This is a genomic window from Filimonas lacunae (assembly GCF_002355595.1).
GTDB classification, from domain to species: Bacteria; Bacteroidota; Bacteroidia; order Chitinophagales; family Chitinophagaceae; genus Filimonas; species Filimonas lacunae.
In genome coordinates this window covers 1,788,235-1,808,688 of record NZ_AP017422.1, presented here as the reverse complement: position 1 = coordinate 1,808,688, position 20,454 = coordinate 1,788,235, and the positions used below count along the sequence as shown (strand labels likewise).

The window sequence follows — 20,454 nt, the reverse complement described above, 5'->3', positions numbered from 1 at the left end:
CGCTATTATACAACAGCGCAGCGTTGGCATTTATCAGGAACGTGTCATTACTGGCAAGTCGTTCAGAAACAGTTGTACCATTTCTTCTGTAGTGGCCCAGCTGGTTACCAAACGAACAGCAGAGCTGCCATTACCCAGCTTCTTCCAGGTATAGAATGCATACTTTTCCCGCAACGTATCAATGACTGTATCAGGTAGTATGGGAAAAATCTGGTTGGTTGTGGAGGTAGTGAAAAAAGAAAAGCCTGCCTGTTGAATACCTGCTGTTAATATTGCAGCCATGTTATTCATGTGCGCCCCAATGGCCATGTACCTATCCTCTTTAAAAAGTTCAATAAACTGTATTCCTAACAAGCGGCCCTTTGCCAATAACGCACCTCGCATTTTTAAATGAAAAGCAAAATTCTCCTGTAAGGCTGGATTATTAATCACAATCGCTTCTCCAATCAAAGCTCCGTTCTTGGTACCACCAATATAAAAAGCGTCTGTATATAAGGCAAGATCTTCAAAAGTGATATCACCCGCCTGTAATCCGGAAGCCAAACGCGCGCCATCCATATACAAATACAGATTCTTGCTTTTACAGTAATTCCAAAGCGCCACTAACTCTTGTTTAAGATAATGTGTACCCAGCTCAGTAGAGTTAGAAATATATACCATGCGCGGCAGAGTCATGTGTATAGGGTCATTCACATCAACAATAGAAGCCACATCCGCAGGTGTCACCTTCCCATCCATACACTCCACTGTTTCCACTTTATGCCCTGTGGCTTCAATAGCTCCTGTTTCATGCACATTAATGTGCCCTGAGGTTGCCGCTATAACAGATTCATAAGGCCGTAAAACGGACGAAATGAACACCAGGTTAGCTTGTGTACCACCCGATACCAGGTGAACCGCAGCCCTGGGGTTATTCATTTTCTGCTGAATAAGTTGTGCTGCCTGCAAAGAATATTCATCTTCTCCATAACCAGCCTGTTGCTTGTTATTCGTATCAACCAGCGCCTGCAAAATAGCCGGATGCGCCCCTTCGCTATAGTCGTTTTTAAAACTGATCATATCTTACCTGATTATGAGCTAATGATTTTTGCAAAAATAGAGTAGAACCGCCAGTTTGTGGCACAAGCGAATCACTGACCAGCATCTGCTGGTTGCCATTCGGTTATAGCAGGCAAATTCTGACATCCGCTTTCCCCGGCCTGCCCATAAACAAACATACCCAGACCTCTCAGCCTGGGTATGTTATTACTTTATCGTTTGCACTATAGCTACCATCAGGCAGCACATGAACCGGTGTTATGGCAAATATTATCCCGCATATTGCTTATACAACTGGGATATACGCTCGCTTCCCTGCTCTTTGCCCACAAACAAGGGGCGAAATTTTGATTCTGCATCCGCCAGTTTTAATATAATCTCATTTACTTCATCGTAGTAATGCAGCTTCTGAATTTCTTTTGTTAAACGGTTGGTCATACCCTCTTCCAGCACCTGCCTTACAATGGCTACCCTGTTTTTTAGTTGCTGATATTTGCTAAGGTTGCCTGTAAATATGCTGTCCATGGTAATTCCCTTTGCCTGCGTCCAGGCCAGCAGCTTTTCGTAAACAATAGCCGCAAAATTATCTATACCGGGTTGTTTTTTCATTGCCATTCATTTAACGTAACCGTAAACTAACGAATATTTTTTAATCATCCGCTTCTTCGTCATCTCCGTCAGTATCATACAACTCCAACAATTCGTCCAACTGGGCAGTTAATTCGGGGGGCATACCTTCTTCAAAACCCATCGGTTCTTCTACCTGCTCCCCTTCTATTTTTCGGTACATTTCGGCAGGCAGTTCGCGCACGGCCGGTATATCCAGGTATTCCTTCGCCCATATGGTCCCGCTTTCATCTTCTACATTCGGATCGAAAGCAAAGCAGGCATTGGGATAAAAACCGCTCAGATACTTCGCTTCTATATAGTTTACCGTTTCATATCCCTTTACCAGCGAAGTGTGGCCCAAAGCATCTTCTTTGTTTGTATACTGACACCAGTAACGTGGCCCAAACCGCCAGTATATCATTAACACGGTTCCTTTGTCTGTAGCAGGGTTATCAATAAGCCAGTGCAGGAAAGGACTATCACTATCCCAGTTCCATTCCATAGCCATCTGGTGCCACAGGCGAGGGTTACCCTTTTCAGCAAAAGCCACTACTCTTTCACTGATCATAGCATCCAGCTGTTCTTCGGTAATTTGTTTTTTCATAGTAATAGATAAAGCGTTAATATTTCAGTACCTGTTGAAGTTTGGCCAGTAACTGTAACTCATAAGCATATTCCTGCTGCATGGTTTCACTTAAAGCAGCACCGCTTTTTAGCAGACTGAGTACGTATATCGGATCTTCTGTTTTCAAATAATAAATACCGGTAAGCAGGGCGCCCGCCAGCTGTGCAAGCCGTTGCCTGTAATCATCGGTGTTTTTAATTTTCCGGGAAACCCTGGTGTGCATCTGGTCTATGGTAAGCTGATAATGATCTACCTGGCCATAGGGTCTATTATAAAGATCTGCCGCAGCTGCATTCAGTAAAACCATTATGCCATCTACCTCCTCCCCAAAAATCTTATATATTTTATGCGTGTGCACCACTTCGGCCATTGGAGTATACAAGTTTTCTATAATAGCGTAAGACAACGCCATTAATCGCTGGGGCTGTAAGCCGGCATAATCTTTTGCCAGCATTTCTGTATACTCAAAAAAGTGAAGTGTTCTTCCCATAATAGCGCTGACAGGTTTAGCTAAGTCTGCAAAAAACAAGCCGTTTCCATAAAGCCCATGCTCGTCTGTAAATCATTCATTTTCAAACAATTTCACCTGGTACAGGGAAAGATACTTTTTAAAATGCAGCCCTCTATATATTCTCTTCTGGCAACAAATGCATGACTGCCTGCACTCCGCAAAATAAAAAAGCACAAAGGCGCTGTTTCCAGCGCCTTTGTGCAATAAAATCCCCGGTATTTATAAAGCGTTATACTCCTTCAACACCGCTGCCCAACGCTTGTAGCCTTCGGCAGTTAAATGCAGTCCGTCATAAGTATATTTATCTACCAGCTTATCGCTGTTGTTTAAAAATTTCGGATACAGATCAATCAACTCTACTTGCTCTTCTTTAGCCAGTTTGCGCAGGTTTTCGTTGATGCGCAATATCTTTTCATCCTTATTGTAATGCGCCGCGTGTTTTGCAAAATCTTTGTTCACGGGCAGTAATGTTTGCAGGTATATTTTAGTAGCGGGAGAATGTGCCTTAATATACTGCACCATTCTTTTATGATTGGCTGAGGTTACAGAATCAGGTATGCCCCTGGCCACATCGTTAATCCCAATCAATATAAACACTTTAGCAGGCTGCCCTTCTGTTACCTCATCCAGCCTGTTTAATACTCCAAACGTAATATCTCCCGAAATGCCCCTGTTGCGTACATTAGGGTTTCCCAGCAGTTCCTGCCACTCTACACCCGCGGTGATACTGTTGCCTAAAAAGATAATATCATTTTTAGAGTTGGGAAACATTCTGAACTGTGCCAGGCGAAGATCGTAACTGGGTGGCCTGTAAGTACTGTCCCAGTTGATATTTTGTGCATGACCATTCGCAATGGCCAACAGCAGAATAATGATACTGTTTATAATTTTCATACTCTATGGTTTATTGAATTATCATCGATGCTGTTTACTATTAATATTTAAACACGGCAAAATCATCTACACTTAAACGGCCGTTCTTAATGTTGGCATCCACCTTGTCCGATCCCAGGCCCAGTTTGTTAATGCGAAATCTTACCGGCCCCTGTATGCTTACGGGAAACATGGCCACTTCCTTGCTGCGCTTGTTTTCTGCTACAATAGCATTACCGGTTTGCTGCCAGCTTTTGCCTTTGTCGGTGGAATATTCCAGCGCCCAAACACAGGCAGGATCGGCCTTGGCCGCATAAGAGCTATACGCGATAGTAACTTTGGAGGCTCCCTCTGCTAAATCAAAATCCATTTGCAGGTAGGCTGAGGAGGTGTTATTACCTAAAAAACGGGCGGCACAAGCACCACTGCTGGGTACATCATTAGCCGTGTTTTGTATTACACAGTTGTCCAATATCCAATCGCCTGTTTTCATGGTAATGCCGGCACGGTCGTATTTTAGTTTTTCAGGTGCACTGTCAAAATCTTCCGGGAAAGAAGGATACAGCTTCGCATTCTCATCTACCTTTTTCAGTTGCAGATTTACCAGCACCGGAAAATGATCAGACGGAAACTTACTGCCGTCGTACCTGTCTTTTCCTAAACGATAGCTTTCTACAGCAAAGGCATCGGAAACAAAAATGTGATCAATGCGGTCTGTTCTATGGCGTGCAGTATCAAAACCATTAAAAGTACCTGTGTTCCCATCCTGTAGGTCGGCAGCAATGTCATGCGCATTTTTAAAACCGGTATACTGGGCAAAACCGGTATAAGCTACATCTTTCGGATGCATGTTTAAATCGCCGGAAAGAATCACCGGTGAATTCCCTGCTATCCTGGCTATTTGCAGAAAAACCAGGTCGATGCTTTTTTTACGCGCCTCTGCCCCTTTATGGTCAAAATGTGTGTTAAAGAAGTAAAAGGTAAAACCCGTTTGTTTATCAGCCAGCTCGGCCCAGCTGCAAACACGCTCCAGCTTGGCATCCCAGCCCTTGCTTACCACTTCGGGCGTGGCTGATAACCAGAAATTGCCCGATTGCAGTAAGGTGAATTTATCCCGCTTATACCAGATGGCAGAATGTTCTCCCTCCCTGCCGCCATTACGCCCCAGACCACTGTACTCATAATCGGGCAGCACGCGCAACAGATCGGACAACTGGTGAAACAATCCTTCCTGCGTACCAAACACATCCAGGTTGGCTTGTGTTACCAGCGCAGCAATATGCGGGTAACGTTTGGTCCAGGGATTTTCTTTGGCATCGCCTGCATTATCATAACGGAGATTATAAGAAGCAATATGCAGGTTTTGGGCAAAACCATTTGCTACAGCCAGCCATAAGGCTGCTGCTACCAATAACTTTTTCATATTTGAGTGAATTAAATAGCGGGTGGATTATTGAAAGTGAACTACGCCGTCTTTTAAAGTAGAATGAATATTATCACTAAGCTCCAGGTTTTCGAGGAACACCTGTAAAGGCTGATTTTTTAACAGCGCGCCGCTGAACATTTTATTTTCCAATTCTGGCTTATCAAACTGCACGCGTGTTTTAAACCACCTCGACAGTATACCCGATAAGTTTTGCAAAGGCACCTCATGAAAATAATAAGCGCCCTCCAACCATGACAAAGTTGCTGCTACATCAAAACTATATGTGGTGAAGCTGCTATCAGTAAACACCACTTCCTGACCTGGTTGCAACACCGTGTTTCCTTTAGCGCTGGTGGCACGTACCGAACCACTTACCAATGATGTTCTGGCTTGCCCCGGCTCATACGTGTTTATGTTAAAGCTGGTACCCAGCACCTGTATATCTGATTTTGCAGTGTGCACAATAAAAGGAGATTGCGCATCATGGGCTATATCAAAAAAAGCTTCTCCTTCGATATATACTTCGCGCTTGCCAACGGCAAATTCCAACGGAAATTGAATGCGGGTGCCCGAATTCAGTTTTATCACCGAACCGTCTACCAGCGTTACTTTATAGGTAAGCATATCCGGCACCAGCAATGTTTGCCATCCTGATACGTCAGCCTTGGTGCTATGCACCAGCATGCTGCTGTCGGTAAGCGATAACCTGGCTTCTCCCACCATCACTTCCTGGTTTTGAGCGGTAGTAAGGTTAACAATATCTCCCTGTTCAGTTTGCATTACAATGCTATCGTCGGGCCATTGTTTGGCACGGGCAAAAAAGTCGTTCCGGGAAGTTTTTTCGGCAGGATGAGAAAATACATATCCCAGCACCGCCAATCCAGCCAGGCAGGCAGCTGCTGCCATAGCTATAATGCGGTAATACCGCTTTTTGCGAACGGTTACCGGCTGTAATCGCAGCCAGGCTTCGGCAGCATTATCCAGGTTAAAATGTTTGGCTTCCACGGCAGCTGAAATTTTTGCCTGCATCTGCTCCCACTGCGCACGAACATCTGGTTCCGTTTCAATAAGCTTGTCTATAATGGCTGCGTCATCAGCATCAATAATCCCGGTTAATTTTTCAGTTAGCAACCTGCTGATATACGCCTTACTGTCTTCCATCCACTTCCGTTTTTTAATAAGACAAGTATACATCTAAAAACAGGTGAACGGATGATAAATATTTTTCAAAATATGTGTCAGTTATGTTTGCGGCGCAAACTGATAACTATTACATAACATTAGTTCTTTGATATTATTTTGAAAATTTGCTTTTCGTAAACACAATCCAATATTGGTTGCATGATGCAGGCTATAAATGACACGCACTTGCTGGAGGACTTTAAGAGGGGAAATGTTCAGGCGTTTGAGCAGGTGTTCACCTGTTATTATAGCACATTGAAAACAGCGGCTTTTTTATTACTGGATGATGAACAGGACGCTGAGGATATTGTACAACAGCTTTTTGAGGATATCTGGACTAAAGAGCTGTATAAGAACATTGACATTTCGGTAAAAGCCTACCTGCACACTGCTGTGCGCAATAAGTGCCTTAACTTCCTGGAAAAAAGGAAGGTATATGAAAGGCAAAAGAACAACTACGCAGAAAACCTGCCTGTAGAGGGCGTTGTTGACAGCACCGGCGATGCCGGCTTACCCGATCATATGCACAACGCGTTAAAAGAACTGCCACCACAACGCCAGGCAGCCTTTAAACTGGTGTACATGGAAGAAAGAAGCTATAAAGATGCTGCCGGCGAAATGGGCATCTCCGTAAACTCATTAAAAACCCACCTTAAAATGGGCCTGCGCTTTTTACGCAACGCACTGGAAAAAGCTTATTAAGTACATTCAGCATTTTCACCTCACTATTCGCAACAAAGGACTTCTACCCCAAACCGACTATCTTACCATAAACTACCAACTATTAACTAAAAAAGCAGGTGCTATAAACACCTGCTTTTTAATTGGGGGATGGAAAGCTATTTATTGAATAATGCCGGTAAGCGATAAGCTGTTGGTGTTAACACCCGAAGCATACCTGCCTATAGCAAAAGTGCCGGAACCTACATTACTAAAGCCCCATATATACAGGCGCAACGTAATAGTAGTGCCCGGAGGAACATTTTGCAAACCTGGCGTTTCTGACAAATCAACCGGCGCCTGGTCTACCCCATCTACCGTGCTGGTAAACATAATATCACTGCTGCCTATATCAGTAAAATTAGTGCTGTCCAGGCTATACGTCCAGCGGTACACATTGGCACCAGCTGCACTACGACGCATGCGGGCTGTGATAGAATTCAGGGAAATATTTTCATCCGTGCTGGCCTTTACCCTAAACTGCAGGTAAGAATTATAGGTATTGGCATCGTCGCGGGTTTTAATGATATAAGCGGCGTTGGACGAAAAACCCCTGGCCAATGCAGAACTATTTAAACCACTGCCCCTTGTTAAGGCAGGCGCTACCAGTGACGGACTTACCGTAGTAGCTGTAAAAGATAACTCGTTGCCTAAAGCCGCAGGAGTGGTCAGCTGCCATCCGGCAATAACACTCACTGCTTTTACATCTTCCAGGGTTCTTATCAGCAAACGTTTGCTGGCCCATACATTGGTATTCTCTCCATCGCTGTTATAAAAGGAAGGGATAGCAATAAACGTACCCATAGCTGGTACACTGTCGTTGGCCCAGGAGGTAGCAGGTTCTGTATGCAACATCACGGTAGAAACAGCCGAAACATCGGAAAGAAACTTATCACCCACATACTTATCAGTAGGCCCGGGAACCGGGTTTAAAGAAGCGTTCACCACCCTTACCAGGGTAGCTTCATAACTTTCAAAAGCAGCCGACAGCTGTACCAGTGTTACAATCACCGGCTTTACCGTTTTGCCGGTGCCTACGGTTTGAATGCTATCCGGATGAATGCCGGTTAATACCAGGGTTCCTAACTGGTTGGTAAGCGTATCCCCCGTAATACTGATCAACAGAGAATCGCCGGTAGCGTATTGCAAAGCCTGGCTCTGCGTTAACGACAGGGTGATGCCTTTTTTCCCGTCCTGTATTACCACATAGCCTGGTACAAAGTTACCCGAGGTGGGATTGGAAATAACCGTACCCGTAATTTTATAATGCTTCATCACCACTGCAGTATCTCCATACGCCTTACGCAGGGTATCAATGGAAATAGTGCTGCCGGGCACCCCCAGGTTAGAGGGATCGGCCACCACTTTCACCGGTGTATCCGAATCTTTTTTACATGCCTGTATAGAAAACAATGCCAGCAGGAAGGTATATAGCAGAAAATACTTTTTCATAAAGGATTTGCTTGTTAAGTTGAATTGATATTATGGCTGCCACCAGAGTTTAGTAGTGAGTGCATCGCCGCCCATATTGATAACTGCCTGCTGGTAGTTTTCGGCATTAGTGCTTTGCACCAGCAGCGGATAAGGAATACGGCGTGGATACTCTTTATCTTTAGTTGCATTACCCCGTGGTAAAACAGGATAACCGGTTCTTCTTATTTCGGCCCATTGCTGCATATCGTTAAAGAACAGTGCATAATATTTTTGCAGCATTACTTGCGGAATAGTGCCATTATAAGCTACCCCTGCCCTGCTTAAATAATCGGAAGGCGTAGAAAGACCCCAGTAAGAGAATGACCCCTTAATACCGTTTTCGTAAGCGGTTTTAGCATCACCGCTGGTGTACCCTCTTAATATTGCTTCGGCGCGTATAAACTCCACTTCGGCATATTGCATAATTTGTCCGGTTAAAGAAGAACTCTTTAAATCCAGCAATAACACAGAGGTAGGTATGTCTGTAATGGAATCTGTTTCGGCACGGGTAAAGCCACTGGGCATGCCAACATACTGCCCGCTGGTAGGCGCACACCATTTAGCTAAACGTGTATCGTTCCAGGCATTTAGTGTATCTATAAAAAACTTACCCATAGCCCTGTTGCCATTCCAGTCTACATTACGGGCGTTAAAGTATGGGTTAAGGAAGGTGCCCGTGTTGGTGTAACGAACTGCCGCGCTTTCAGTAGCAGCAGTAAACACAGGATATTTACCAGGATTGGAAAGGATCAGATTAATTTGAGCACGCGCTTCGGCCGACTTAGCCGAAATACGCATCAGCAAACGCAAACGCAGTGAATTGCCCAGCTTTTTCCAGGTGGTAGTTCCTGTGGTGCTGTCCTGCGCATTGTACATAAAATCACTTCCTATCTCCATTTTAGCGGCGGTATTAAACATGTTATTCGCCGTATCCAGCTTGTTTACCAGGTCCTGGTAAATTTCATCCTGCCTGTCAAATTTATTACGCAGCTGGTATTCCGGATAACCTTTCAAAGCCTGGTAATAAGGAATATCCCCATAAGTATCCACCAGGTTTTCAAACAGCCACGCCCACAACACTAAAGAGATGGCTTCGCAGTTTACATATTTATCGCGCTGGGCAGCCAGGCGCATGTCTTTTACGTTTTTTAAAATAGCGTAGTAATTTTCCCAGCTATAATCGTACTCCGTAGTACGGATTAAATAACGCTGTGTTTCGCGGGTATCGGAGGAGTATACCGTAACCTGCGTAAGCTCATTGTTGGTAAACAATGCCTGGCGCATACCCGCATTAGCGCCATCATACAATATTTCGTTTAAGAAATAACCCGCCGCTGTATTTTTCAGTGCTTCCGGATCGGAATAAACGGTGTCAAAGTTTTTGGTGCACGCGCCCAAAGAAAGCGCTACGGGAACCAGTAATAAAAGGATATATTTTTTCATTGCCGTAAATGCTTTTTAGAAGTTAAGTTTCACATTCATGCCCATAGTTCTGGTAGAAGGGAACTGCCCTGTTTCAAAACCTGGTATAATAGTGTTGTTATCCAACGTAGCTGTTTCAGGATCATATAAAGGGAATTTGGTCCATACAAACAGATCTCTGCCATATACTCCAATAGAACCGCCCTGTATAAACTTCAGGCCTTTACCTGCAAACCATTTTTTAGGTAAGGTATACTGCAGGGTAGCTTCGCGTAGTTTTACAAACCCGGCGCTGTAGAGATTGTTTTCTACCACATCCCTGTTATACAAGGCATCGTAGTATTTAGACACATCGGCTGCTGCCACTGTGTTGGTTACATATTTACCATCTACCAGCATCACGCCTTTGCCCACAATAGGTGCATCGCGGCCCGGCAATGATTCTTTCAACTTACCCTGCTCCATAGCTACTGCATGGCTCAGTGAATACATCACACCTCCTACACGGCAATCGAACAGTACGTTTAATGAAATATTTTTATAGGTGAACATGTTGGCTAAACCACCACGCCAGTCAGGCGCTGTATTACCCAGCAATTTGGTATCGGTAGTTTGCTTCGCTAAACCATCTTCAAAAATCACCTGGCCATCAGGACTACGCTGTACACCAATACCATACAAATCGCCTAAAGGACGACCCTCATGCGCTTCCAGCGTACCACGTGCACCTTCATTCAACACCATACTACCACCTACGGCATCTGTTAATTTCAACACTTTATTGCGGTTCAATGCCCAGTTGGCGGTAACCTGCCAGTTAAAGTTTTTAACTACTACCGGAGAACCTTTCAGCATCACTTCCACACCCTGGTTATTCACCTGTCCAATGTTCATTAACACCTTGGCATACCCCACAGATGCATCGGTAGGCGCTTTGATGATCTGGTCTTTAGTAACCTGATGGTAATAAGTAACATCAATGTTGATACGGTTATTGAACAAAGCCCACTGTGTGCCAATTTCGTAAGCGATGTTACGTTGCGGTTTTAAATCGGGGTTAGGTATCAGCACCGGGTTGGTAGCCGTACCAGATATAGCGCCCGACTCAAAAGTGCTTTCCAGGGCATAAGTGCCCAGTGGCGCATCATAACCCGTGCTGGCAAACGATGCTCTTACTTTAACCAGGTTTATAAACTTAGGCATGTTAAACAACTCGTTTAAACTGGCTGCAGTAGACACCGACGGGTAAAAATAGCTGCGGTTTTTAACCGGCAAGCTGCTGCTCCAGTCGTTACGCGCAGTGATATCCATAAACAAAGCATTGCGCCAGGCCAGGTTTACAAAGCCGTAAGTACTATTTACGAATTTGGTATTTCTTTCCGACTGCACTTTATAAGCACCACTGGAGTTGGCCAGGTTATAGACACCCGGCGCTGCCAGGTTATCGGCCATCTGGTTGGTAAAGTACCTTCTTTCATTACGCAGGTTACCACCCACACTGGCAGTGACATTCAGGTCGTGCGCTGCTTTGGTTACATATTTCAACAGGAAATCGTTGTTGTTCTCGGCATTAAACACGGTTTGCTGACGGTACATACCATTCTGAAACTTCTGTGTGTTTTTAGGACGGCGCTGGTTACGGAACTCATACCCCATATCCAGTGAAGAGCGCATCATCAGGCTTAATTTGCTGGTGATCTTTGCATCCAGCGTTACGTTACCGGTTACATTGTGCCTGGTAGAAGCATTGATCATTTCACGGGCAATTACATAAGGGTTATCAATGAGTGTACTGAAAGGATGTACTTGTGCCACCTGTTCCTGTCCCGGCTGCCAGTAGGGGTAATACCAGCCAAGATCAATATTAGGCGACTGGAATAACGTAAAGTAAGAGATTGACTGGTTGTTATAACCTACGTTAGGCAGGTTATCAGCACGCTTATTCGTGTAGTTCATTTTTGCGCTGAGGTTAAAGGTATTGCTCAGCTTAGTGCTACCCGAAAAAGCTACTGTATAACGGTTATAGCCTGTACCGGGTAAAATCCAGTCGTTGCGCATACTGGTTAAACTCAGACGCATGTTTCCATTATCATTACCACCACTGACAGAAGCAGAGTTGGTAAACGTTACCCCATTTTGAAAGAAATCTTTCCGGTTATTTAAATAAGGCTTCCAGGGCACGCGCTCAGCCCTGGCACCTGTTACAGGATCGATAGGTGAGTTATACTGGTAATAGCTCTGCCCCTGAAATTTTGGTCCCCATGCGCTGCTGGTATTGGAAGTACTGGCACCATCAGTAGAAGTGCCATAAGAATAGTAAGAAGCGTTAGACAAGCCCTGACCATATTCATACTGAAAATCGGGCCAGCGGTTAATCTGATCAACAGCAATATTAGAACTGAAGCTAACACCCAGTCCTTTTTTGTTTTTACTGCCCGATTTGGTGGTAATGATAATAGCACCCTGCGAGGCACGCGAACCATATAAAGCCGCTGCCGCCGGTCCTTTCAGCACGTTGAACGATTCTATATCATCGGGGTTGATATCCGTTAAAGCACTTCCAAAATCGATAGGACTGTCGGTATCCTGGTAGCTGCTGCTACCTGTGCCACTGAAACGGGTGCTGATAGGCACTCCATCCACTACTATTAAAGCCCCATCAGACTGCACATCCAGGATGCTTTCGCCCCGCAGGATAACACGGCTCGATCCCATAGGACCGCCCGACTTGGTTAGGTTTAAACCTGCTACCTTGCCTGATAAAGCGTTGATAACACCATTGGTAGGCGCATCAGATCCGGCCGAACCATCCAGTTTTTGCGTACTATAGCCTAAACTCTTTTCTTCTCTTTTAATACCTAAAGCCGTTACTACCACTTCATCCAGCACCCTGGCTGTATGCTTAAGGGTAATGTTCATTTTACCGTTGGCGTTAGGCATTATAAAAGCCGTTTCGTACCCCAGGGCGCTCACCTTCAAAATATTATTTTCATTGATATTGCTGATGGTGAATTCCCCTGCTGCATTGGTAATAGCCTGTTTACCACTATTGCCCGCATGAACAGCAACTCCCGGCAGTAATTCCCCTTTAGCATCACGCACCAGCCCCGTTACCGTAATGCTGCCTTTGGCTGCCGGCGTGTTTTTAGTATCAGGGGCTTTGCCGCCTTCCTTTCTTTGAAAAATGATAAAACCATTTTTATAGGCATAGGCTACTTTTTTTTCTTTCACAATCGTTTCCAGTATTTCGTTCAACGACATGCGGCCACCTTTCAGGGTTATTTTCTCTTTGTCGTTCAACACATCTTTACTGTAAAAGATATTGGTGCCGGCAGAAGCTTTTATCAGCTTAAAAAGCTCTTCCAGCGTTATTTCGTTTTTGGGTACAGTTACCCAGGCCGTTTTATCGGGCTGCTGGGCGTAAGATGCAACAGAAGTGAGAAGCGCTACAGTCAGCAAACAATAAGTAAGACAGACTGCTATCTTCCTGCTACAAGAAATCATAGTCGGTTTGTTTTAGGTAATTGATGATTACTACCTAAAGACAGACCTCTGTTTCAAAACGGGTGAAGCACCCTAACAAGCAATTGCGGAATCGTTTAATGGTAACATTAAGTTAATAATAAGATAACAGCACGCTCACAAGCGAAAAAAAAGCCCCGTCATTTCTAACGGGGCTGCTGCATTAATGATGTGCATGAAAGTCTTTCTCTCCTGCCAGTATTTCCACTGGCAACACGTTCGACTCGGGCGGCAACGGACAAGTAGCATAATCAGTAAACACACAAGGCGGATTGATGGCCTTGTTAAAGTCTATATAAGTAACCCCTTTGTCATCGGCCTTCTCTACAGTAAGAAAACGACCGGAAGCGTAGGTTTGCTCGCCGCTGGTTTTATCGCCGAACACAATAAAATAACCAGCTCTTGATTCACTTACAATGTCCAGTGTATATTGTTTACCTCCAATGGTAAACGAAAGCTTACCTACCGGCTTATTATCAAACGACTGACCTATCTTATTTTTAAAAGAAACAAAGCCATCGTCATCTGCGGCAGGCTGAAAAGTAGCTTTTAGTTTCCAGCTGGTGCTTACCGGAAAACGGGGCACGCCCTTAAACGCCTGTAAAGCAGGGCTGTGATTATCCCATATGCGAAGGCCATATTTATCCTGGCGTTTGATAATGATCCACTTAAAACCATCAATAGTAAAGGTAACCGGCTTACGGTCGCTTTCGCCTACGATAAAACTACTATCAGCACTGGCAAGGTTAGCTACTTTAATACTGCCGGAAGTTTGGTGAAAAACTACCTTTCCTTTAGTCAGCGTATAGCTACCGCCCTGTGCCAGGGGAAAGTTTTTAGGCAATACGATATCACTTTTACTATCTGCCCCGAAAGTGTTGGTTCCTTCTTTCAACCAGTGTAACCCCACCAGGCTTAACCAGCCATCTTCACGCTTCAATTCTTCTTCCCTTTCGTGATGCCATCTGTCAAGGCCATTTACATACTGTGTATCAGCAACATTTTGCGAAAAGCCCTTTATGCTTACCAGCAAAGCCAGCAGTGCCAGGGTATACTTTGTTTTTTGTAATAGATGCTTAATCATGTAATAATGTGTTGGTTGTTAATTCGCCACTTGGTAACGGGAATATATAGTTAGATGCAGAAGAGCTTACCGCAGCGGACTGCAGACTGGCATCTCCTTTAGCAGGAATAGTTTGTAAGTTACGCAATAGGTCGTTAGAACGGAAACCTTCGCCCAGCAGTTCAATACGGCGTTCTTTTAAGATAGTGCTCACCAGTGCATCAGCAGTACCAATTTGCGCATCCGTAAAAGTATAGGAAGCATCAGAACGGCTATGCACCGCTTTTAACAGGTTTTGTGCCAGGGTAAGACTGCCTTTTTTAGCCGCTGCTTCTGCATAATTCAACAACACTTCTGCATAGCGGATAACAGGGATATAATCCACATAAGGGCTTGATTTTGCATACTTCTTCAGGTAATACTTGCTGCCGCTAAGACTAAGAAAGTCGCGACGCGCATCGGTGCTTCCCCACTGGCTATCACCAAATATGCCCGCAGCATTCAGGTAATACTCTTTGTTGATATAATAGATATACCCAATAGCCGACTGACCGCTTAAAGAACTGGAAGAAGTCATAGGCATAGAAAAGATTGATTCTGTAGTAACATAGTTGCTGGAAAACAGGGTAGCAATGCTACTTTGTAAAGCATGCTGCACACCTGTAGTAGTTTTAAACGGCGCACTGGTTTGCGGCACCAGCTTCACTGCTTCGGCAATTGTTTTATCATAATCGCCCTTATTCAGATACACTCTTGTTTTAAGTGCAATGGCCGTGCTTTTGTGGGCGCGCGTGGTATTAAGCAGATCAGAAGAATATACCTGTGGCAGGCCGGCTTCGGCACTGTCGAGATCGGTAATTATTTGCTGATAAATAGCTGCCACAGAGCTGGCAGCCAGGTCGTTATTACCCGAACTGAGTTCAGCCTGCAAACGCAGAGGCAATCCCCTGGAAGCACCGGCATCGGCATTATAAGGTTTGGAATACAGCGTAATCAGGCTAAAGTAACTCAGTGCCCTGGCAAAACGGGCCTCTGCCACATATTGCTTTTTCAACGAATCCGTAATAACACCCGATACCCCATTTAAACCGCTGATTAAGATGTTGGCATCATTCACTACTGCATAAGCTGCAGTCCACACATAGTTAACATCGTTGGAACCAGAGGTGTTAGAGTTGCCCCAGGTTTCATAACCGGTATATAAACTAGCAGTGATATTAAGAAATTCCTCGCCCCGCACATCCTGGAACAACAGGTAACGGCCACCATACAGATTAGCTGCTTTTAAATCGCCATACATGCCATTTACCAGTCCCTCAATACGCTTTGCGGTACTAAAAATGGAAGAAGAACTTAAACTGGCTTCCGGCGTAGTGTCCAGTAATGATTTGTTACAGCTGCTAACCACCGCCACTAAGGGTAATAAAAAAGTATATATATGTTTACGGTACTTCATGATAGTCTCTTTAAAAGATTAAAAACTGGCGTTAAATCCGAAGGTGAACGTTCTGCCTAAACCAACAGAGTTTCTTTCCACACCAATGCTGGTATTGCTGTTACCGTTAGAAGATGACTCCGGATCGGTTCCTGTATACTTGGTAATAATGAAGGCATTGGTAACCTGTGCATACAAACGCAGGGAGGTTATTTTAGCACCTTTTAAAAACTGACCGTTAAAACGATAACCCAGGGCTACGTTTTGCAAACGCAGGAAATCAGCTTTTTCTACGTTGGCCGAAACCGGGAAGGAAGAACCATTAGAAATAAGATCCCCATACACCACACGCGGCACATCTGTTACCTGGCCTTTGGTAGTCCAGCGGTTTAATACTTCTGTAGCATTGTTGTAAGCAGATTGTTCGCGCAAGGTACCCTTGGAGCCGTTCATTACATAGTTGCCGCCAGAGTAAGTGAAATTCAGGTTCAGGTCTAAGCTGCCATAAGTAAAGCTGTTGCTGATACCACCATACCACTTAGGCAACGCGTTAGCCAGCAGGTAATAATCAGACGAGCTGATAGCTGCTGCTGTTGTACCATCCAGGTAGGTCCAGTTGCTTTGTCCACTGGCCACTACCGAACTATATTGCACTTTTTCGCCTTTAGCATTGATAAAGATTCTTCTGCCGTTATCAGGATTTACGCCCGCAGTTTTAGCACCGTACAAGCTACTGATAGAATACCCTACACGTGTTACGTTGTTAGAGTTAGCAGTAGTGTGGGTATATCCCACTACATCGGCATTGCCATTAGCCAGTTCTGTTACCTTGTTTACGATATGTGTATAGTTTACCGCTACGTTCCAGCCAAACTTCTTCTTTTGTATTACCTGGGCATTGATACCTACTTCTATACCACGGTTATACATAGAGCCTACGTTTTGCAGAATGGAACTGTTAGGAATGCCACGGGAAGGCGCCTGCGGAGAATTTAAGATTAACCCGTTTACATTGTTATTGAAATAGGTAACCTCTACCTGGGCCAGGTTGTTTAATACAGACAACTCAGCACCTACGTTTGTTTGCAAACTGGTTTCCCATTTCAGGTTGGCGTTGCCTACCTGGCTTAAATTCCAGGTAGAAGCAGTACCATATAAGCTGGCACTATATAAACTCATAGCAGCGTAGTTGCTGGACAAATTACCATTACCTACCCTACCCCAGCTTCCTTTCAACTTTACACCGGTAAGAATACGGCTCAGTTTCAGCTTCTGATAAAAGTCTTCTTTAGACAGTTGCCAGCCTAATGAAAAACCACCAAAGTTGCCATATTTATTGCCGGCCGCTAAAGCAGAGTTGCCATCACGCCTGAAATTGGCCGATACAAAGTATTTTCTGGCAAAATCGTAATTCACACGTCCGAAAGAAGAGATAAAAGCACTGGTACCCATAGAGTTGCCTGAAGCCGCCACATTGGTCCAGCCACCCTGGTAATATTGAAAATAGTTGTCAGATGCTACAGAAGCCGCTGCACCCCAGGCATTATTTTTAATCTGCTGCTCATCTACACCTGCCAGCACAGATATATTATGATCGTGCCAGTTATAAGTGAAGTTGACGTTATTGGTCCAGTCCCAGTTATTAATAGAAGTAGACACATTGGTAGCGCCACCACCGGTAGAATAGGCCGAAGAACCGATATCAGAACTTAACCAGGTTTGGTTTTCGATTTTAGAGCGGTCTACAGAATACAGCGAGTTAAACTCAAAGTGCTTGAGAAAACGAACGGTAGCACCTACATTCCCGATGAAATGGTCCGTTTCGCTGGTGTAACGGCTGTACTGAAATAAGGCCAGCGGGTTATACAAGGTAAGTGTAGCGTTGTTATTCCCCATTCCGATAGCACCACTGCTACTTAAATTAAACGAGCCGTCGGGATTATAAGCCGCTACATTCGGTGGCAAGGCCGTAGCCAGCCTGGCCGCGCCTATCAGCAACTGCGCTGTGTTAGGCAAAGAACCGGTATTGTATGATTTATTGAACGTATGGTTGTAGTTACCACCTGCTTTTAATTTTAACCACGGCGTTACTGCATGATCGATATTAAAGCGGATGGCTTCGCGTTTGAAGTTATTACCTACCAGGAAGCCATCCTGATCGGAAACGTTGGCCGACAGAAAATAGTTGGTCTTCTCCGTAGCACCAGAAACATCTATATTGAAGTTTTTAGACAATGCAGTTTTGTATACGTAATCGTCCCATTTGGTATCTACAACAGAACTATCCGCATTGTAAGAAGGCAAGAATAAAGGAGTATAAGAAGCTGCATTCCCTGCCAGATCTTTAGCGTTATACACTGCTTCATTTTTAATAGTCATATACTGCTGCGCATTCAGCACCTTAGGCTGACGTGTTGCATTGGTAACACCCACCCAGCCATTAAAATTGGTAACAGCCTGACCTTTCTTGCCACGCTTAGTGGTAATCACCATTACACCAGCAGCGGCACGTGAACCATAAATAGCCGTAGAAGCTGCATCTTTCAGAATGTCGATAGACTGAATATCCTGTGGATTAATATCTCCCAACGGGTTATTTACCACGTTGGTATTGGTAGATACGTTGCCCGTGTTTAAAGGAATACCATCTACTACTATTAAAGGATAAGAGCTTAATGAGATGGAGTTAATGCCCCTGATACGGATAACGGGTGGATTATTTAATACACCATTAGGTAATGAAATGCTTACACCCGCTGCCTTACCGGATAAAGCCTGATCAAAGCTCTGCACTGGTACATCTTTGATTACATCTCCATTAATATGTGCAATAGAGCCGGTTACATCACTCTTAGCCTGCTTACCATATCCTACCACTACTACATCTGACAAACCGGCAATATCCCCACTTAACACAATAGACGCCGGAGAAGCACTAACACTAACCCCCGCGGCTTTGTAGCCTACAATGCTGGCGTTAACAATAACCGGGAAGGCCGGTATTCTTTTGCTGAAATGCCCTTTGCTATCTGTAAGCACTCTTCCGGCAACGCCATTTACTAATATAGTAACCCCTTCTAACGGCTTACCCGTTGCGCTATCGGTAATAATACCCTCCAGCACCTGCTCATTCTTTTTATCCTGTGCCTGTAACGAAAGCGAAAAGGCTCCCAGGAATAAAAACAAAAAGCATGTAGTTAGTTTTCTCTGCATATCTATTGGTTTGGATTTGTTAAACAGTGCGGCGGCTTCACAACAAGGCATACCTCTTCCATGGAAGTGTTGCACCGCTTTTTTGAACACTTCAGAAAATACAATACATGGCCAGGAAGCTGTTGTTACAGCTTCGGCTTACATTACAACCACCTCAATCTTTGTTTGGAATTACAGGGCAGGTAACGGAATTACGTCTTGGTACTTACAACAACTCATCTGCATAGGGATAGTATGGATTTTAATAACCTACTTATTACGTGGACAAATATAGGACATATTTAACAGCCGCCAAAAATCCGGCACATTTTATTCCACCTAGTTTATAGGGTAATAAAAAATACAACAACAACCTCAAACAACTGTTAGTCAACTAATTCACAGGATATATTTGAACTACATATATCAGATATATCATTAACTATATTATAAAATCCGTTAAAATCACCTGCCAACAGGGCTTTATTCCAGACAATCAGAAGCTTTACTCCCCTCTCTGATGATAAAGAAAATAGTGGAGAACGTTCTATTGGCAACACCTGGAAAGACAAACGGGCCTGCTTACGCAAACCCGTTTGTTATAGGTAATAAAATTTTATAAAACAGTTAAGCAGACTGCTGAAATTTCATATTAGTTATTAGATGTAGCGGGTTGCGCAACAATACGCAGGTAAGGCTTAACGGTTTTCCAGCCATCAGGATACTTTTCTTTGGCTTCAGCATCAGAAACAGCAGGAACAATAATTACATCTTCCCCGTTTTGCCAGTTCACAGGCGTAGCCACTTTATGTGCAGCCGTTAATTGCATAGAATCCAGCACACGCAGTATTTCATTGAAATTGCGCCCTGTGGTCATTGGATAAGTCAACTGTAGTTTTATTCTTTTATCCGGACCTACCACAAACACAGAACGCACAGTTTGGTTGGTAGCGGCAGTTCTGCCTTCTGACGTACCTGCTTCTTCTTCCGGCAACATCTCGTACAGTTTGGCAATAGCCAGTGTAGGATCTCCTATCATAGGATAGTTGACAGCAGCCCCCTGGGTTTCTTCAATATCTTTTTCCCAGATCAGATGACTTTCTACCGGATCAACACTTAACCCAATGATTTTGCAGTTGCGTTTGATAAATTCCTGCTCAATACGGGCCATATATCCCAACTCGGTAGTACATACAGGAGTAAAATCTTTAGGATGCGAAAACAACATGGCCCATCCTTCTCCTATCCATTCATGAAACCGGATAGTTCCTTTGGTAGTGTCGGCAGTGAAATCAGGGGCAATGCTGTTTAAACGTAAGCTCATGGCGTTTGTATTTTTATGATGATAGATTATTTGAACATC

Annotated in this window: 15 protein-coding genes; 1 reads left to right on the top strand and 14 read right to left on the bottom strand. The window is 44.2% G+C overall.

Annotated features, from left to right (window positions below; all coding sequences use genetic code 11):
- Positions 1 to 33: 33 nt before the first annotated feature.
- The 7 genes from FLA_RS07190 to FLA_RS07160 form a co-directional block, all read right to left on the bottom strand.
- Complete coding sequence (locus tag FLA_RS07190; RefSeq protein ID WP_076379938.1) at positions 34 to 1,059, bottom strand: threonine aldolase family protein; 1,026 nt, start codon at positions 1,057 to 1,059, stop codon at positions 34 to 36.
- 249 nt (positions 1,060 to 1,308) lie between these two features.
- On the bottom strand, positions 1,309 to 1,647 hold the full coding sequence (locus FLA_RS07185; protein WP_096510820.1) for a hypothetical protein: 339 nt from the start codon (positions 1,645 to 1,647) through the stop codon (positions 1,309 to 1,311).
- 40 nt (positions 1,648 to 1,687) lie between these two features.
- Positions 1,688 to 2,251, bottom strand: a complete 564-nt coding sequence (locus FLA_RS07180; RefSeq protein WP_076379940.1) for a DUF4274 domain-containing protein — start codon at positions 2,249 to 2,251, stop codon at positions 1,688 to 1,690.
- Positions 2,252 to 2,267: 16 nt separating this feature from the next.
- A complete protein-coding gene (locus FLA_RS07175; RefSeq protein ID WP_096510818.1) occupies positions 2,268 to 2,762 on the bottom strand; it encodes a hypothetical protein in 495 nt (164 codons plus the stop codon).
- Between the two features lie 240 nt (positions 2,763 to 3,002).
- Positions 3,003 to 3,677, bottom strand: coding sequence for a GDSL-type esterase/lipase family protein (locus tag FLA_RS07170; RefSeq protein ID WP_076379942.1), 675 nt, complete (start codon positions 3,675 to 3,677; stop codon positions 3,003 to 3,005).
- A 40-nt stretch (positions 3,678 to 3,717) separates the two neighbouring features.
- Positions 3,718 to 5,079: an endonuclease/exonuclease/phosphatase family protein gene (locus FLA_RS07165; protein WP_076379943.1), complete on the bottom strand. Its 1,362-nt coding sequence runs from the start codon at positions 5,077 to 5,079 to the stop codon at positions 3,718 to 3,720.
- A gap of 27 nt (positions 5,080 to 5,106) precedes the next feature.
- The gene (locus FLA_RS07160) at positions 5,107 to 6,243 is read right to left on the bottom strand and encodes a FecR family protein (RefSeq protein WP_076379944.1); all 1,137 of its coding nucleotides are present in this window, start codon (positions 6,241 to 6,243) and stop codon (positions 5,107 to 5,109) included.
- A 180-nt stretch (positions 6,244 to 6,423) separates the two neighbouring features.
- Here FLA_RS07160 and FLA_RS07155 point away from each other — a divergent pair, with 180 nt between their 5' ends.
- Positions 6,424 to 6,966 carry an RNA polymerase sigma factor gene (locus FLA_RS07155; protein WP_076379945.1) on the top strand — a complete coding sequence of 181 codons (543 nt, stop codon included), beginning with the start codon at positions 6,424 to 6,426 and terminating at the stop codon, positions 6,964 to 6,966.
- Positions 6,967 to 7,107: 141 nt separating this feature from the next.
- Here FLA_RS07155 and FLA_RS07150 read toward each other — a convergent pair whose 3' ends face one another.
- From FLA_RS07150 to FLA_RS07120, 7 genes are all read right to left on the bottom strand, one after another.
- Complete coding sequence (locus tag FLA_RS07150) at positions 7,108 to 8,436, bottom strand: DUF5689 domain-containing protein (protein WP_076379946.1); 1,329 nt, start codon at positions 8,434 to 8,436, stop codon at positions 7,108 to 7,110.
- Positions 8,437 to 8,466: 30 nt separating this feature from the next.
- Positions 8,467 to 9,900 carry a SusD/RagB family nutrient-binding outer membrane lipoprotein gene (locus FLA_RS07145; protein WP_076379947.1) on the bottom strand — a complete coding sequence of 478 codons (1,434 nt, stop codon included), beginning with the start codon at positions 9,898 to 9,900 and terminating at the stop codon, positions 8,467 to 8,469.
- Positions 9,901 to 9,915: 15 nt separating this feature from the next.
- The gene (locus tag FLA_RS07140; protein ID WP_084206294.1) at positions 9,916 to 13,383 is read right to left on the bottom strand and encodes a SusC/RagA family TonB-linked outer membrane protein; all 3,468 of its coding nucleotides are present in this window, start codon (positions 13,381 to 13,383) and stop codon (positions 9,916 to 9,918) included.
- Between the two features lie 181 nt (positions 13,384 to 13,564).
- Positions 13,565 to 14,485, bottom strand: a complete 921-nt coding sequence (locus FLA_RS07135) for a DUF1684 domain-containing protein (RefSeq protein WP_084206295.1) — start codon at positions 14,483 to 14,485, stop codon at positions 13,565 to 13,567.
- A complete protein-coding gene (locus tag FLA_RS07130) occupies positions 14,478 to 15,920 on the bottom strand; it encodes a RagB/SusD family nutrient uptake outer membrane protein (protein ID WP_076379949.1) in 1,443 nt (480 codons plus the stop codon). Before FLA_RS07130 ends, FLA_RS07135 begins: the two co-directional genes overlap by 8 nt.
- Positions 15,921 to 15,938: 18 nt before the next feature.
- On the bottom strand, positions 15,939 to 19,112 hold the full coding sequence (locus FLA_RS07125) for a SusC/RagA family TonB-linked outer membrane protein (RefSeq protein WP_076380207.1): 3,174 nt from the start codon (positions 19,110 to 19,112) through the stop codon (positions 15,939 to 15,941).
- A 631-nt stretch (positions 19,113 to 19,743) separates the two neighbouring features.
- Positions 19,744 to 20,415 carry a peroxiredoxin gene (locus tag FLA_RS07120; protein WP_076379950.1) on the bottom strand — a complete coding sequence of 224 codons (672 nt, stop codon included), beginning with the start codon at positions 20,413 to 20,415 and terminating at the stop codon, positions 19,744 to 19,746.
- Positions 20,416 to 20,454 lie beyond the last annotated feature (39 nt).

Excerpts from the sequence above, each read along its gene's own strand:
- FLA_RS07190 (WP_076379938.1), bottom strand. The coding sequence starts at position 1,059 with ATGATCAGTTTTAAAAACGACTATAGCGAAGGGGCGCATCCGGCTATT.
- FLA_RS07185 (WP_096510820.1), bottom strand. The coding sequence starts at position 1,647 with ATGAAAAAACAACCCGGTATAGATAATTTTGCGGCTATTGTTTACGAA.
- FLA_RS07180 (WP_076379940.1), bottom strand. The coding sequence starts at position 2,251 with ATGAAAAAACAAATTACCGAAGAACAGCTGGATGCTATGATCAGTGAA.
- FLA_RS07175 (WP_096510818.1), bottom strand. The coding sequence starts at position 2,762 with ATGGGAAGAACACTTCACTTTTTTGAGTATACAGAAATGCTGGCAAAA.
- FLA_RS07170 (WP_076379942.1), bottom strand. The coding sequence starts at position 3,677 with ATGAAAATTATAAACAGTATCATTATTCTGCTGTTGGCCATTGCGAAT.
- FLA_RS07165 (WP_076379943.1), bottom strand. The coding sequence starts at position 5,079 with ATGAAAAAGTTATTGGTAGCAGCAGCCTTATGGCTGGCTGTAGCAAAT.
- FLA_RS07160 (WP_076379944.1), bottom strand. The coding sequence starts at position 6,243 with ATGGAAGACAGTAAGGCGTATATCAGCAGGTTGCTAACTGAAAAATTA.
- FLA_RS07155 (WP_076379945.1), top strand. The coding sequence starts at position 6,424 with ATGATGCAGGCTATAAATGACACGCACTTGCTGGAGGACTTTAAGAGG.
- FLA_RS07150 (WP_076379946.1), bottom strand. The coding sequence starts at position 8,436 with ATGAAAAAGTATTTTCTGCTATATACCTTCCTGCTGGCATTGTTTTCT.
- FLA_RS07145 (WP_076379947.1), bottom strand. The coding sequence starts at position 9,900 with ATGAAAAAATATATCCTTTTATTACTGGTTCCCGTAGCGCTTTCTTTG.
- FLA_RS07140 (WP_084206294.1), bottom strand. The coding sequence starts at position 13,383 with ATGATTTCTTGTAGCAGGAAGATAGCAGTCTGTCTTACTTATTGTTTG.
- FLA_RS07135 (WP_084206295.1), bottom strand. The coding sequence starts at position 14,485 with ATGATTAAGCATCTATTACAAAAAACAAAGTATACCCTGGCACTGCTG.
- FLA_RS07130 (WP_076379949.1), bottom strand. The coding sequence starts at position 15,920 with ATGAAGTACCGTAAACATATATATACTTTTTTATTACCCTTAGTGGCG.
- FLA_RS07125 (WP_076380207.1), bottom strand. The coding sequence starts at position 19,112 with ATGCAGAGAAAACTAACTACATGCTTTTTGTTTTTATTCCTGGGAGCC.
- FLA_RS07120 (WP_076379950.1), bottom strand. The coding sequence starts at position 20,415 with ATGAGCTTACGTTTAAACAGCATTGCCCCTGATTTCACTGCCGACACT.